The sequence below is a fragment of the Streptomyces malaysiensis subsp. samsunensis genome (assembly GCF_024519315.1).
GTDB lineage: Bacteria > Actinomycetota > Actinomycetes > Streptomycetales > Streptomycetaceae > Streptomyces > Streptomyces malaysiensis.
Window position 1 is genome coordinate 145,627 of record NZ_JANIIC010000007.1, and the last position, 13,347, is coordinate 158,973.

Annotated in this window: 13 protein-coding genes; 5 read left to right on the forward strand and 8 right to left on the reverse strand. The window is 72.3% G+C overall.

Annotated features, from left to right (window positions below; translation table 11 throughout):
• Positions 1-345 precede the first annotated feature (345 nt).
• Positions 346-936, forward strand: a complete 591-nt coding sequence (locus tag NQU54_RS08845) for an Ig-like domain-containing protein (protein ID WP_257630579.1) — start codon at positions 346-348, stop codon at positions 934-936.
• A 94-nt stretch (positions 937-1,030) separates the two neighbouring features.
• Here the strand turns inward: NQU54_RS08845 and glnA are convergent, their stop codons facing one another.
• Positions 1,031-2,440 (reverse strand): type I glutamate--ammonia ligase, encoded by a 1,410-nt coding sequence (gene glnA / locus NQU54_RS08850; protein ID WP_069869298.1) that lies wholly within the window; start codon positions 2,438-2,440, stop codon positions 1,031-1,033.
• Positions 2,441-2,694: 254 nt separating this feature from the next.
• Between glnA and NQU54_RS08855 the strand changes: the two genes are divergently transcribed.
• The gene (locus tag NQU54_RS08855; RefSeq protein WP_079153447.1) at positions 2,695-3,162 is read left to right on the forward strand and encodes an RDD family protein; all 468 of its coding nucleotides are present in this window, start codon (positions 2,695-2,697) and stop codon (positions 3,160-3,162) included.
• 181 nt (positions 3,163-3,343) lie between these two features.
• Here the strand turns inward: NQU54_RS08855 and NQU54_RS08860 are convergent, their stop codons facing one another.
• The 4 genes from NQU54_RS08860 to lipB form a co-directional block, all read right to left on the reverse strand.
• Positions 3,344-4,024 (reverse strand): DUF4191 domain-containing protein, encoded by a 681-nt coding sequence (locus tag NQU54_RS08860; RefSeq protein WP_069869300.1) that lies wholly within the window; start codon positions 4,022-4,024, stop codon positions 3,344-3,346.
• A gap of 10 nt (positions 4,025-4,034) precedes the next feature.
• Positions 4,035-4,232 (reverse strand): SCO2195 family GlnR-regulated protein, encoded by a 198-nt coding sequence (locus NQU54_RS08865; protein WP_020871972.1) that lies wholly within the window; start codon positions 4,230-4,232, stop codon positions 4,035-4,037.
• 326 nt (positions 4,233-4,558) lie between these two features.
• Positions 4,559-5,509, reverse strand: a complete 951-nt coding sequence (lipA, locus tag NQU54_RS08870; protein WP_069869301.1) for a lipoyl synthase — start codon at positions 5,507-5,509, stop codon at positions 4,559-4,561.
• Positions 5,510-5,815: 306 nt separating this feature from the next.
• Complete coding sequence (gene lipB / locus NQU54_RS08875) at positions 5,816-6,640, reverse strand: lipoyl(octanoyl) transferase LipB (RefSeq protein WP_257630580.1); 825 nt, start codon at positions 6,638-6,640, stop codon at positions 5,816-5,818.
• A 204-nt stretch (positions 6,641-6,844) separates the two neighbouring features.
• Between lipB and NQU54_RS08880 the strand changes: the two genes are divergently transcribed.
• A complete protein-coding gene (locus NQU54_RS08880) occupies positions 6,845-8,470 on the forward strand; it encodes an NsdA family TPR-like regulatory protein (protein WP_257630581.1) in 1,626 nt (541 codons plus the stop codon).
• 183 nt (positions 8,471-8,653) lie between these two features.
• Here NQU54_RS08880 and NQU54_RS08885 read toward each other — a convergent pair whose 3' ends face one another.
• Positions 8,654-9,418 carry an ArsR/SmtB family transcription factor gene (locus NQU54_RS08885; protein ID WP_257630582.1) on the reverse strand — a complete coding sequence of 255 codons (765 nt, stop codon included), beginning with the start codon at positions 9,416-9,418 and terminating at the stop codon, positions 8,654-8,656.
• Between the two features lie 311 nt (positions 9,419-9,729).
• Here NQU54_RS08885 and NQU54_RS08890 point away from each other — a divergent pair, with 311 nt between their 5' ends.
• The gene (locus NQU54_RS08890) at positions 9,730-9,963 is read left to right on the forward strand and encodes a hypothetical protein (protein ID WP_257630583.1); all 234 of its coding nucleotides are present in this window, start codon (positions 9,730-9,732) and stop codon (positions 9,961-9,963) included.
• Between the two features lie 235 nt (positions 9,964-10,198).
• On the opposite strand, the gene NQU54_RS08895 is transcribed toward NQU54_RS08890, so the two are convergent.
• Entirely contained in the window at positions 10,199-11,542 is a 1,344-nt protein-coding gene (locus tag NQU54_RS08895) for an NAD(P)/FAD-dependent oxidoreductase (RefSeq protein ID WP_251773482.1), read from the reverse strand.
• 208 nt (positions 11,543-11,750) lie between these two features.
• On the reverse strand, positions 11,751-12,650 hold the full coding sequence (locus NQU54_RS08900; protein WP_257630584.1) for a TIGR01777 family oxidoreductase: 900 nt from the start codon (positions 12,648-12,650) through the stop codon (positions 11,751-11,753).
• A gap of 67 nt (positions 12,651-12,717) precedes the next feature.
• On the opposite strand from NQU54_RS08900, the gene NQU54_RS08905 reads away from it, so the two are divergent.
• Positions 12,718-13,278 carry a GNAT family N-acetyltransferase gene (locus tag NQU54_RS08905; protein ID WP_257630585.1) on the forward strand — a complete coding sequence of 187 codons (561 nt, stop codon included), beginning with the start codon at positions 12,718-12,720 and terminating at the stop codon, positions 13,276-13,278.
• The last annotated feature ends 69 nt before the right edge of the window (positions 13,279-13,347 follow it).

Here is a 13,347-nt window from a genome sequence, read left to right on the forward strand (position 1 = left end):
CGCGCCCCCGGCAGGCACACGGCGGACGCGTGTGCGCGGTGCGTACGCGGTGCCCCGGCCATGGGAGACGCGCCGCACGGGGTGGATGGTGTGCGCGGGGAAGGCCGCCGAGCGCTGCGCTATCCGGGGTAATTCGGTGGCACCTCTATGGCGGTGGCGGCGAGTCGCGCGCCTACTGGTGCTACAGACCGGTGGGTTCCACAGCTGCCCGGGACGGCGACGCGGGATGTCCCCGCGTGGATCGCCGTAGGTGCGCACCCCCTGGCCGCCGATGCACCGCCGCGCCTTGTTTCCGCATGCGTGGCGAGTAACGGCCCACCACCCCACACCACTTGGAGGGCCAACATGGCTACGCCCACGATCACCCTGGTCACGGTCTCGCCCAACCCCATCACGGTCGGACAGTCGGTCACGCTCACCGCCACCGTGATCCCGCTCGGCCCCGGAACCCCCACCGGCGATGTCACCTTCGTCATCACCGGCGGCCCCACCGTGACCGGCACGCTGTCCGGCGGGACGACCTCGGTCACCGTCCCCGGCCTGGGCGTCGGCGCCCACGCCGTCCTCGGCAACTACAACGGTGACACCAACTTCTCGCCCTCCACCGGCGCCAACGTCATCCTCGTCGTCCAGGCGGCGACCACCACAGCGGTGTCCTCGGCGCCGGACCCCTCGACACAGGGCGAGCCGGTGACGTTCACCGCCACCGTCACCCCGGTCGCGCCCGGCACGGGCGTCCCGACCGGCACGGTCACCTTCATCATCGGCGCCAGCGGCGGAGGCGCGTTCGTCCAGCCGCTGACGGCGGGCACCGCGACGCTGACCCTCAACACCCTGGGCAGCGGTACCGCCCCCGTGGTCGCCATCTACAACGGCGACACGAGCTTCCTGCCGTCCTCCGGCACCGACACCCAAACCGTGACCCCCGCCGCGTGATCCGTCCACACACCACCGAGCCCCCGCCGCCGCCCATGGAGGCGGTGGCGGGGGCTCGGGCCAGAGCCGGAGGAGCTCATACGGCCGGCACGGCTCACACGTCGAAGTAGAGCTCGAACTCGTGCGGGTGCGGACGCAGCTGGAGCGGCGCGATCTCGTTGGTGCGCTTGTAGTCGATCCAGGTCTCGATCAGGTCGGAGGTGAAGACGCCGCCCTGGAGGAGGAACTCGTGGTCGGCCTCGAGGGAGTCGAGAACGGCCGGGAGGGAGGTCGGGACCTGCGGGACGCCCGCGTGCTCCTCGGGGGCGAGCTCGTAGAGGTCCTTGTCGATCGGCTCGGCCGGCTCGATCTTGTTCTTGATGCCGTCCAGACCCGCGAGGAGCAGGGCGGAGAAGGCCAGGTACGGGTTGCCGGAGGAGTCCGGGGCGCGGAACTCCACGCGCTTGGCCTTCGGGTTGGAGCCGGTGATCGGGATACGCATCGCGGCGGAGCGGTTACGCTGCGAGTACACCAGGTTGACCGGGGCCTCGAAGCCCGGGACCAGCCGGTGGTAGGAGTTCACCGTCGGGTTGGTGAAGGCCAGCAGCGACGGGGCGTGCTTGAGGATGCCGCCGATGTAGTAGCGGGCGGTGTCCGACAGGCCCGCGTAGCCCTGCTCGTCGTAGAAGAGCGGGGAGCCGCCCTGCCACAGCGACTGGTGGACGTGCATGCCCGAGCCGTTGTCACCGAAGATCGGCTTCGGCATGAAGGTCGCGGTCTTGCCGTTCTTCCACGCCACGTTCTTGACGATGTACTTGAACAGCATCAGGTCGTCGGCCGCGGCCAGCAGCGTGTTGAACTTGTAGTTGATCTCGGCCTGGCCGGCGGTGCCCACCTCGTGGTGCTGGCGCTCGACCTGGAGACCGGCCCTGTTCAGCTCGAGGCTGATCTCGGCGCGCAGATCGGCGAAGTGGTCGACCGGCGGCACCGGGAAGTAGCCGCCCTTGTAGCGGACCTTGTAGCCGCGGTTGTCCTGAAGCGCACCGGTGTTCCAGGCGCCCGCCTCGGAGTCGATGTGATAGAACGACTCGTTCGCCTTGGTGTCGAAGCGCACGCTGTCGAAGACGTAGAATTCCGCCTCCGGGCCGAAGTACGCGGTGTCCGCGATGCCGGTGGAGGCGAGGTACGCCTCGGCCTTCTTGGCGATGTTCCGCGGGTCACGGCTGTACTGCTCACCCGTGATCGGGTCGTGGATGAAGAAGTTGATGTTGAGGGTCTTGTCCCGGCGGAACGGGTCGACACGTGCCGTGGAGAGGTCCGCGCGCAGCGCCATGTCCGACTCGTGGATCGCCTGGAAGCCGCGGATCGACGAGCCGTCGAAGGCCAGCTCCTCGTTCGGGTCGAACGCCTCCGCCGGTACGGTGAAGTGCTGCATGACGCCGGGAAGGTCGCAGAATCGGACGTCTACGAACTTGACGTCCTCGTCCGAGATGAACTTCCGAGCGTCGTCGGCGTTCTGGAACATCCAACTCCTCCTAGCCCGGCCGCGGTGGGACGGGGATTTGTCCGGTGGCGCGGTCCATGTGCGGTGGCGCGCTCTGGCCGACCATAGGCAGACGGGATTTCCCGGGCATGACCCATTTGTTTCACCCAGGTTAACCGGCCGGAGGGGGGTCGCGGAGGCGTCGTGGCCTCGGAAAAGGCGCCGGAACGGCCCTGCGGGAACCGCTGGAAGGGGCCCGGCCGGGGGAACGTATGCCGTCGCAGTAACGTAGACGGGTGGACAAGAGGCAAGCAATCGGATCGTGGCTTTCCGGGCCCCGCGCGGCCGCCGAGGAGATGGGCGTCGATTTCGGCTACCGGGGCCAGGGCCTCGGGCTCCCCGAAAGCGGACCGGGCTCCATAGCGCCGCTGGGACGTCGCTTCGGGGCGCTTTTCATCGACTGGGGCCTGTGCCTCCTCGTCTCCTACGCCCTGCTCTCCGGCCGCGACGCCCAGGCCGCCGGGAACTGGGCGCTGCTGGTCTTCCTGGGGCTGAGCCTGGTCACCGTGGGCACCGTCGGCGCCACCCCCGGCAAGCTGCTGCTGAGGCTGCGGGTCATCGGCGAGGGCGGGGTGCGGCTGAGCCTGCCGAAGGCCGTGCTGCGCAGTGTGCTGCTGGTGCTGGTCATCCCGGCGGTGGTCTGGGACCGCGACACCCGCGGACTGCACGACCGGCTCTCCCGCGCCGTACAGATCAGGGTCTGACGCCCCGCTCCGAGCGGATGCGCGGATCAGGGTCCCGAGGGGGCATGGGCCCGGGATTGCGTACAACCGCGGACAACGCGTAACAGCGGACCACGGCGGTATATGCGAAATATAACGAGGCGGCGGCCCGGACTCTCCGTCCGGGCCGCCGCCTCGTATCCGTTTGTCGGCGGGAAAGGGCTCAGCGTCCCTTCGGCATCCGCATCCCCTTGGGCATCGGACCCTTCGGAATCGGCATATTGCTCATCAGGTCGCCCAGTGCGCGCAGACGGTCGTTCACCACCGTGACCTGGGCGCCCGGCAGGACCCGGGGGAGCTTCAGCAGCGTGGTGCGGAGCTTCTTGATCTCGACCTGGCCCTCGCCGGAACCGACGATCACATCGTGGACCGGGACCTCCGCCACGATGCGCGCCATCTTCTTCTTCTCGGCGGCCAGCATGCTCTTGACCCGGTTCGGGTTGCCCTCGGCGACCAGTACGATGCCCGCCTTGCCCACCGCGCGGTGGATGACGTCCTGGTTGCGGTTCATGGCCACCGCGGGGGTCACCGACCAGCCGCGGCCCACATTCTCCAGCACCGCGGCCGCCGCGCCCGGCTGGCCCTCCATCTGTCCGAAGGCGGCCCGCTCGGCACGGCGGCCGAAAATGATCGCCATCGCGAGGAATGCCAGGACGAAGCCCAGGATGCCAAGGAAGATCGGGTGGCCGATCCAGAAGCCGATCGCGAGAAGGACACCGAAGGTGACAATCCCCACGCCGGCGACGACAAGTGTGACCTTCGGGTCGACCCGTTTGGTCATCTTGTAGGTCAGGGCGATCTGCTTCAGCCGCCCGGGGTTCTCGGATGTTTCCTTCCTCGCCATACAGCGAAGTTTACGTGGCCTGGGAAGCCCCGGTGGACACGGCCTCCAGCACGTGTTCGGCCTCGTCCCGGTCCTTGGCCCGGCGGCGGTCCTCGAGCACGGCGGTCCAGGCGTTGCGGCGAGCGGTGCGCTGCCCGCCGCGCAGCAGCAGACCTTCCAGGACGAGGAGTGCGTCGGTGACGGACGGGCGTACGGGCGCAGCCGGCATGGATACCCCTCGGGAGCGGCGGATGATCGCTACGCACAACGTATAAGCGGTGCGTGGCTCAATCGTTACCCAATGGTGTTACCAGTGCGTGACTGGCCGGTCAAACACCGATGAAACCCAGCTGCGGCCGGTATTCCGCCGTTGAGCTGCGGCGTTCTCGGGGCACTCGAAAACGCGTGTGCTCGCAATCACACAGAGTGTTGCTCACGCGGCCCATGGCATGACGGAACGTGACGGAGAATCAGTTCGGACCGCCCGGAGTTTCGGACGGTCCGGAACGTGGACAACGGGGGCCTCGGACGGCCCTGACGGCCGCCGTCCGGACCTCAGACCGCCTGGGAGGCCACCGCGACATTGCGCCGCTCGACGGCCTGCTGGTACAGACGGCCGGCGCGGTACGAGGAGCGGACCAGCGGGCCGGACATGACGCCCGCGTAACCGATCTCCTCCGCCTCCTCCTTGAGCTCCACGAACTCCTGGGGCTTGACCCACCGCTCCACCGGGTGGTGCCGGGCGGACGGCCGCAGGTACTGGGTGATGGTGATCAGCTCACAGCCCGCGTCATGCAGGTCCTGGAGCGCCTGGCTGATCTCCGCGCGCTCCTCGCCCATGCCCAGGATCAGGTTGGACTTGGTGACCAGACCCGCCTCGCGCGCCTTGGTGATCACCTCGAGCGAGCGCTCGTAGCGGAAGCCGGGACGGATGCGCTTGAAGATCCGCGGCACCGTCTCCACGTTGTGCGCGAGCACCTCGGGACGGGCCGAGAAGACCTCGGCGAGCTGCTCGGGGACCGCGTTGAAGTCCGGGATCAGCAGCTCCACACCGGTGTCCGGCATCAGGGAGTGGATCTGGCGGACGGTCTCCGCGTAGAGCCAGGCGCCGCCGTCCTCCAGGTCGTCACGGGCCACACCGGTGATGGTCGCGTACTTCAGCTCCATCGTGCGTACGGATTCGGCCACCCGGCGCGGCTCGTCGCGGTCCAGCGCCTGCGGCTTGCCGGTGTCGATCTGGCAGAAGTCGCAGCGCCGGGTGCACTGGTCGCCGCCGATGAGGAAGGTCGCCTCGCGGTCCTCCCAGCACTCATAGATGTTCGGACAGCCCGCCTCCTGGCACACGGTGTGCAGGCCCTCGCGCTTCACCAGGCCGTGCAGCTCCGTGTACTCGGGGCCCATCTTCGCCCGGGTCTTGATCCACTCGGGCTTGCGCTCGATGGGGGTCTGGCTGTTCCGGACCTCCAGGCGCAGCATCTTGCGTCCGTCGGGTGCGACTGCGGACACGTCCGGCACTCCTCTTTGCTTGGCTCTGCTTGGCGGCTCGGCGTGGCGAGTTTGCCGGCGGGCTTTCGAATCGTCGGCGGTCACCAGGGTACGCCCGTGGTTCGTACGGATTTACGTCCAGGGCAACCGAAGGCAGCGAGGACGCATTCCCGCAAGGGCCGGATTCCGGCCGGGGTGGGCCGTCCCGGGCCGCCCCGGATCCGGCCCGATCGGGAACGGCCCCGGAAGGGCCTCGGAGGGCCTCGGGGCAGCCCCGGAACGGCCTCGGGAGGGCTCCGGAAACGGTCCCTGAGGGTCCCGGAGGGGTCAGACCGCCCGCGGCAGCGGGACGGAGGACTCCAGGACCTCCCGCAGATGCCGCTCGATCACCGGCAGCACCTCGGCGATCGGCACATCCCGGCCCAGCTCCTCCGAGAGCGAGGTCACACCCGCGTCCCGGATACCGCACGGCACGATCCGGTCGAACCAGGTGTTGTCCGGATCGCAGTTGAGCGAGAAGCCGTGCATCGTCACGCCCTTGGCGATCCGGACCCCGATGGCGGCCAGCTTGCGGTCCTCACGGCGCTGCCCGGCGTTGGACGGGGCGTACTCCGGGCCGTTCAGCCGCGCGTCGAACTCCTCGTCCGCCAGCCGCGGGTCGAAGTCCAGCTTCAGCCCGCCGAGCGCGGGGCGCTGCTCCACCGGATCGCCCAGCACCCACACCCCGCTGCGGCCCTCCACCCGGGTGGTCTCCAGACCGAACTCCGCACAGGTGCGCAGCAGCGCCTCCTCCAGGCGGCGGACATGCGCGATGACGTCCACCGGGCGCGGCAGCTTCAGGATCGGATAGCCGACCAGCTGACCGGGGCCATGCCAGGTGATCTTGCCGCCGCGGTCCACGTCCACCACCGGGGTGCCGTCCAGGGGGCGTTCGTTGTCGGCCGTGCGCCGCCCGGCCGTGTAGACCGGAGGGTGCTCCAGCAGCAGACAGGTGTCGGGGATCTCGTCCGCGAAGCGGGCGGCGTGCACCCGGCGCTGCTCCTGCCACGCCTCCTCGTAGTCCACGGCGTCCGCGCCGAAGCCCAGGTGGACGTAGCGCAGCGCCGATGAACCGGGGGCCGCCCCCGGCGAAGCAGTGGTCACGGCGGTCACGGCAAGCTCCTTCTGGGCCGCGTCGGATGGGGTGGCGAAGCCTCGCGGCGGCGCCTCAGCCACTGTACGACCGTGTCCCCATACGTCCTCACCCGGCTCGTTCTCACACGATCGGATGAATGGAGCCCGACGGCCGCGATCAGCCCTCTAGCGGCGGTTACATTCGCGCCGTTCCACCGAGCGATCAGGGAGACCGGCAGGCTGATGACGGAACGACCCCCGCAGCGCACCCCCAATCGTCAGCTCGCCGCGCTCATCGCAGAGGCGGGCTTCTCCAATGCAGGGCTCGCCCGGCGGGTGGACCAGCTCGGACTGGAGCACGGTCTGGACCTGCGGTACGACAAGACATCGGTGACGCGGTGGCTGCGCGGACAGCAGCCGCGCGGCACCACCCCCGCGCTGATCGCCGAGGTGTTCACCCGGCGGCTGGGGCGCCGGCTGACCGCCCAGGACCTGGGCCTGGACGCCTGTGCGCCGGTCTACGCGGGGCTGGAGTTCGCCGCCACCCCGCAGGAGGCGGTGGACATCGTCAGCGGGCTGTGGCGCAAGGACTCCGGGAGCCATGCGGAGCTGCGGAAGATCGCCTTCACCCCGGCGGGCCTTGTCGTCCCCAGCCGTGACTGGCTGATCGGGCGGCCCGACGACCGGGTGGCGCGCGGTGAGCCACCGGCGGGCCCCGCCCCGGCGGGGGCGGCCGTGGGCGCGGGCACCGGGGCCGGGCGGCTGCCCGCGCAGGGCGGCCGGGCGGGCGCCCAGGCGGCGGCTGCCGGTGCGGCCGGGCCGGCCGGGATGGCGCCGGGGCGCGGGGCCATGCAGGGCTCTCAGGGCCCTCAGAGCGCCCACGGCGGTCCGGGCGTCCATGGCGGCCATGGCCGGGCGCCGCTGCCCCGCCAGCGTCGCCACGACCGCGACCGGCGTGGGCCGGGCTACCGGGTGACCACCGGCGATATCGCGGCCCTGCGCTCGGTCGGCGAGCTGTTCGCGGCGCTCGACCAGACGTACGGCGGCGGACACGCCCGCCAGGCCCTGGTGCGTTACCTCGAGCACGAGGGCGAGCCGATGCTGCGCGGCTCGTACAACGAGGCGACCGGGCGGCGGCTGTTCGGCGCGATCGCCGATCTGACCCGGCTGGCCGGGTGGACCTCGTTCGACATCGCCGCCCACGGTCTCGCGCAGCGCTATTTCGTCCAGGCGCTGCGGCTGGCGCAGGCGGCCGGGGACCGCACGTACGGCAGCTATGTGCTGGTGACCATGAGCCGCCAGGCCGTCTATCTCGGCCATGGGCGGGAGGCCGTGCAGCTGGCCCGGGTGGCCCAGCAGGGGGTCGGCGGCGGCGCCCCGCCGGTGCTCCAGTCGCTGCTGCACGCGATCGAGGCGCGCGGCCATGGCGTCCTGGGCGAGGTGCGCGCGTGCACCGCCTCGCTCGCCCGCGCCGAGCGGGCGCTGGAGGCGGCCCGGCCGGGGGACGAGGTGCCGTACTGGGCGCGGCTGTTCGACGAGGCGCAGCTGGCCGACGAGTTCGGCCACTGCCACCGCGATCTCCAGCAGTACCGGGCCGCCGCCCAGCACGCGGAGCGCTCCTTGCAGCTGCACGGCGCCGGCTGCGCGCGCAGCCGGCTCTTCTGCCGGGTGGTGCTGGCGACGGCGCGGCTGGGCCTCGGCGAGCTGGAGCAGGCGTGCCAGCTGGGGGCGGAGGCGGCGCACCAGGCGTCGGAGATGCGGTCGGTGCGGGCGGTGGAGTACGTACGGGACTTCGAGCGCCGCCTGGAGCCGTACCGGGACGCGGCGCCGGTGCGGGGGTACCGGGAGCGGGTGGCGGCGCTGGGGTGACGCTGGGGCGGGGGGCTCGCGCCGGGGTGCCCGGGACGGATGCGTCCAGGCGTCCCGGGCCCGCGCTGGGGTGTCTGGGACCGGTGTTGTTGAGGCGTCCCGGGCCCGCGCTGGGGCGCCCGGGGCCGGTGTTGTTCAGCTGTCCAGGACGTCAGCTCTCCAGGACGTCAGCTGTCTGCGACGTCAGCTGTCCAGGACGACGCCGAAGGTGCGCTCCAGCCCGGTACGGCCCGTGTCGGTCAGGTGCACCACGCGGCGGCGGCCGCCACGGCGGATCCAGTCCAGCGCGAAGAGCCGGTCCGTCAGGGCGGCCCCCAGCGCCCCGGCGAGGTGGTGGCGCTGCTCGGTCCAGTCCACGCAGTAGCGGATCAGCGGGCGGCGCCCGGCGACGAGCCCGTCCGTGTCCACGCCGAACGCCGCCAGCGCCGCGCGCCCCGGCTCCGTCAGCCGGTACGTCGTGTCGTTGCCCGGGGCGGAGAGCCGGTCGCCCTCGGCCGCCTCGGGGTGGAACCGTCCGTCACCGCCCTCCAGGACCCCGTGTTCCAGCAGCGCCGCCAACAGGGCCACGCCGAGGGCGCCCGCGACATGGTCGTAGCAGGTACGCGCCCGGCGCAGGGCGTGCGCGTGGCCGCTCTGGCGCAACGAGGTGACCGGCAGCGGCGGGGCGATCCTGGCCAGCGCCTCGAGGGCCTCGCCGACGGCGGGGCCGGTCAGCGAGTAGTAGCGGTGCCGCCCATGCCGCTCGACCCGCACCACCCCGGCCTCCAGCAGCTTGGCCAGATGCCCGCTCACCGTGGAGGCGCTGACCCCGGCCTCGGTGGCCAGCACACTCGCCGGCAGGGCCCGGCCCTCCAGCAGCGCGGAGAGGACGCGGGCACGGGACGGATCGGCGATCGCGGCGGCCGCGCGAGCGATATCGGCGTCACGGGCGCCCGTGGTGGTGGCCATGGATCCCAGCGTAGGACGGCCTCGCTTCGGCGACGGACGAAGTGTGCCGGGCGGCGGCGCGCGCCTTCGGCGTACGGGGCGAGGCACGTGCGGACATCGGGCCGGACGCCTCGCTGTACGAGCCCCCGGCCCTGGCCAGCGGGCTCCGGCGTGCGCCCTGGCGGCCACGCCGCTCGCGGGGGTGCTGTTCCTGTGGCTGGAACGGCGCGCGGCGGCGCCCGCGCTGCCGCCGCGGCTGCTGACCGGGTTCGGCACCTCGTTCACGATGCCGTCGGCGACGGTCGCCGCGATGGAGGCCGTGGCCGCACGGGGTGGGCGGCGCGGCGTCGGGCGCGTTCAACGCGGCGCGGCAGCTGGGGAGCGCCATCGGGGTGGCACTGTTCGGCACGCTCACCGCGGCGTCCGCGAGTTCGGCCTTCTACACCGGGATGCGGCTGTCCGCCGTGGTCGTGGCCGCATGCTTCCTCGGTGGCGCGGTGCTGGCGGCGCTGTCCAGGTCTGCCGCCCGCTCAGCGCCCAACCCGTCTGCGAACGAGGCGTCTTGACGCGTGGTCGGGTGGCAGTCGCGGCGGCGTGAGTAGCGGTCCTCGCGTGCCGTGTGCCGTGTGCCGTACGGGAATCTGGGCCTCGGTGGCCTGCCGGGCCGCCGCGGGGTTGACGCGCTGGCGCGTCTCCACGCGTGGTCGGGTGGCTGCCGCGTGGCGCGGTACCGGTCTCCGCGCCGTAACAGGAGCCTGACCCTCGGCGGGCCCGCCCCGTGTCCCGCCGGTCTGCGCGCCGTCAGGCCGCCGCGGCCGGGAAGGGGTCGGGGCCGGTGTCGGGGGTTGTGCCGGAGCCGGAGTCCGGGGGTGCGCCGAAGTCGCTGAGTACCGCGCGGGCGGCTCGGCGGCCGGAGGCCAGTGCGCCCTGCACCGTGCTGGAGTCCCGGTGGTCGCCGCAGACGTACAGCCCCGACAGCAGCCGTACCGGGCGGCGCGGGTCGTGCGGTGCGGGCATGGCCGGGACGGCGTACGGGTCGTGGTGGGCGGCCAGCAGCTGCCAGCCCGCGGTGGACGTCCCGTAGACCGCCGCCAGTTGGGCCCTGACGGACCGGTCGAGCTCGGCGGTCGGCAGCGCGGCCGAGGTGCCCAGCACGGTGGAGGTGATCAGCACCCGGCCGGGCGGGGTGCGCGAGGGGTCGACCTCGCTGGCCACCATGGTGTGGGCGACCGGGCCCCGGCCGCCCGCCGCGAGTATCAGCGCGGGCTCGCGCAGCGGCGGCCGGTCGGCGGTGTGGTGCACCACGGTGACCGGGTGGAAGGCCGGCACCCGCAGTCCGGGCAGGAGCCCGGCCGCGTCGTGCGCCCCAGTGGCCACCAGCACCGCACGGCAGCCGAACTCGCCGTGTTCGGCGGTGGCCACGGCGGTGGTGGAGGCCGATACGGCCCGGACGCCCGTACGGACCGTCCCCGGCGGCAGCGCGGCCGCGAGCAGTTCGGGGACGGTGGACGCGCCGCCCGCCGGGAGGCAGAGGCGGCCGCGTGCGTAGCCGCGCAGCGCGAGGTCGGCGCAGCGGCTCGAGGTGGTGAGGTCCGGGTCGCTCAGCAGTGAGACGAGCAGCGGACGCAGCACCCCCTCGACCGTACGAGCAGGTAGGCCCCGCCCCCCCAGGGTCTCGGAGACCGGCCGGTCGGGGCGGGCGAGCAGGCGGTCCGCGGGCAGGGCGGCGAGCCTGCCGAGCGCGGCACCGAGTCGGGCCTGGTCGAGCCCGCTGCCGAGCGGCGCGCGGGCGGCGTTCGCGAGGGCGCGTGCCGTGGTGAATGCGCCCCTCATGCTCCGGGGCGTGTCCACCCGGTGCGTACGGCCCTCGCTGTGCACGAGCACACCCTGGGCCAAGGGGCGCAGGGCGAGGGCGCCGAGCCCCGGAGTGCGCCGCAACTCCGGGAAGGAGGTGTTCATCAGGTGGCCGTTACGGTCCAGCCGGAAGCCGTCGACGGTGTCGGTCGTCATCCGCCCGCCCACCCGGGGCGCGGCCTCGAGCACCGTGACCGCCACTCCCGCGCCGGTCAGCCGATGAGCCGCGGCCAGCCCCGCGAGCCCGGCGCCGACGATGACGACATCCGTGCGGTGCGCGCGCTTGAGCACGTGTCCTCCCCGAGGTCGGTGCGTCCGTCACGGGGGCTGCTGCCCCGACCGGCGGCCTGGATGCGTGGGTCCCGCGAGTCGGCTCGGCGAGACGGTCTTGACAGTACGGACAAAAACGGTCGATGCCAGACGCGCATCGACCGGGCACGGGCGCACAGCGGTCGCACACCGCCATGGGGCGATATGCGACCGGAGAGCTGGAAGGGCGTCAACCCTCCTGCGTGAGCGCCGCCTTGATGGCCTCGTCCACATGTGGGTACGCGAAGGTGAAGCCGGAGTCCAGCAGCCGGCGGGGGACGGCCCGGACGCTGCCGAGGACATCGCCGGACATCGCGCCCAGGGCGATCCGGAGCGCGGGGGCGGGGACCGAGAAGAGCGTGGGGCGGCGCAGAACGCGGCCCATGGCCGCCGTGATCTCGCGGTTGGTGACCGGCGTCGGCGCGGTGAGGTTGACCGGGCCGGTGAGCTCGGGCGTGTCGAGGATATGGCGCAGCGCGGCGATATGGTCCCGCAGCGCGATAAAGCTCCAGTACTGATGGCCGCTGCCCATCCGCCCGCCGAGGCCCAGCTTGAACAAGGGGAAGAGCCGCCCCCACGCCCCGCCCTCGGCGGAGATCACCAGCCCGGTCCGGGCGAAGGCCGTCCGGATGCCCGCCTCCTGCGCCGCGCCCGCCGCCTCCTCCCAGTCCTGGCAGAGATCCGGAAGGAAACCATGGCCAGGGGGCGCACTCTCATCGACCGCGCGCTCCCCGGTGTCACCGTAGAAGCCGATCGCGCTCCCGCTCACCAGCACCCGCGGCGGGGTGTCCAGCGAGGCGATCGCCTCGGCGATGGCGGCGGTGCCCAGCACCCGGCTGTCCCGGATCTCCTTCTTGTACGCGTCGGTCCAGCGCCGGTCGCCGACGCCCGCGCCCGCGAGGTGGAACACGGCCTCACAGCCCATCAGCCCCGTGGTGTCCACCCACTGCCGCCGCGGATCCCACTCGGCCTCGTCCTCCGCGCGCGGCGAACGCCGCACCAGCCGCACTACTTGGTGGCCGTCCTCGCGCAGCGAGCGGACGAGTGCCGTGCCGATGAGCCCGGAGGAGCCGGTGACCGCGATACGCATGGCACCATACTGCCCTCGATCAGAGGCGGGATGTCGGACAACGGGCGGGCGTGGCACAGTGACGCGCATGTCCCAGCCGTCCAGCCTGCCTCAGCCCTCCGACCCACCACACCCCTCCGGCCCGCCGTCCCAGCGTGCCGAACTGATCATCCGCCCCGCCGTGATCGACGACGAGACGGCGCTGGCCGATCTGGACCGCCGCACCTGGTCGACCCTGCATTCCGTGCAGCCGAGGCCGCAGCCGCCGTACGACCGCTTCTTCACCCTGCACAACCGCGTCGATGAGATCCTCGTGGCCGAACTCGGCGGGCACCCCGTCGGCTATATACGGCTCGTGCCGCCGACCCCGCTGGTCTGCAACGCACATGTCCGTCAGATCCAGGGGCTCGCGGTGGACGAGCGGACGCGGGGGCGGGGCGTGGCGCGGGCGCTGCTCGGCGCCGCGTGCCAGGAGGCGCGGCGGCAGGGCGCCACCCGCATCACCCTGCGGGTGCTGGGCCACAACACCCCCGCACGGCGGCTGTACGCGTCGGAGGGGTTCGCGGTGGAGGGCGTCCTGCCGGGGGAGTTCCTGCTGGAGGGGGAGTACGTGGACGATGTGCTGATGGGGCGCTCGCTGGACCGCTGAGGCGCCACCGTCCCTCAAACCGGTCAAGCCCCTTCGAGCTCCCCTGGCCCTCAAGCCCTCCAGCCCTCA

Excerpts from the sequence above, each read along its gene's own strand:
- NQU54_RS08845 (WP_257630579.1), top strand. The coding sequence starts at position 346 with ATGGCTACGCCCACGATCACCCTGGTCACGGTCTCGCCCAACCCCATC.
- glnA (WP_069869298.1), bottom strand. The coding sequence starts at position 2,440 with ATGTTCCAGAACGCCGACGACGCTCGGAAGTTCATCTCGGACGAGGAC.
- NQU54_RS08860 (WP_069869300.1), bottom strand. The coding sequence starts at position 4,024 with ATGGCGAGGAAGGAAACATCCGAGAACCCCGGGCGGCTGAAGCAGATC.
- NQU54_RS08865 (WP_020871972.1), bottom strand. The coding sequence starts at position 4,232 with ATGCCGGCTGCGCCCGTACGCCCGTCCGTCACCGACGCACTCCTCGTC.
- NQU54_RS08880 (WP_257630581.1), top strand. The coding sequence starts at position 6,845 with ATGACGGAACGACCCCCGCAGCGCACCCCCAATCGTCAGCTCGCCGCG.
- NQU54_RS08885 (WP_257630582.1), bottom strand. The coding sequence starts at position 9,418 with ATGGCCACCACCACGGGCGCCCGTGACGCCGATATCGCTCGCGCGGCC.
- NQU54_RS08900 (WP_257630584.1), bottom strand. The coding sequence starts at position 12,650 with ATGCGTATCGCGGTCACCGGCTCCTCCGGGCTCATCGGCACGGCACTC.
- NQU54_RS08905 (WP_257630585.1), top strand. The coding sequence starts at position 12,718 with ATGTCCCAGCCGTCCAGCCTGCCTCAGCCCTCCGACCCACCACACCCC.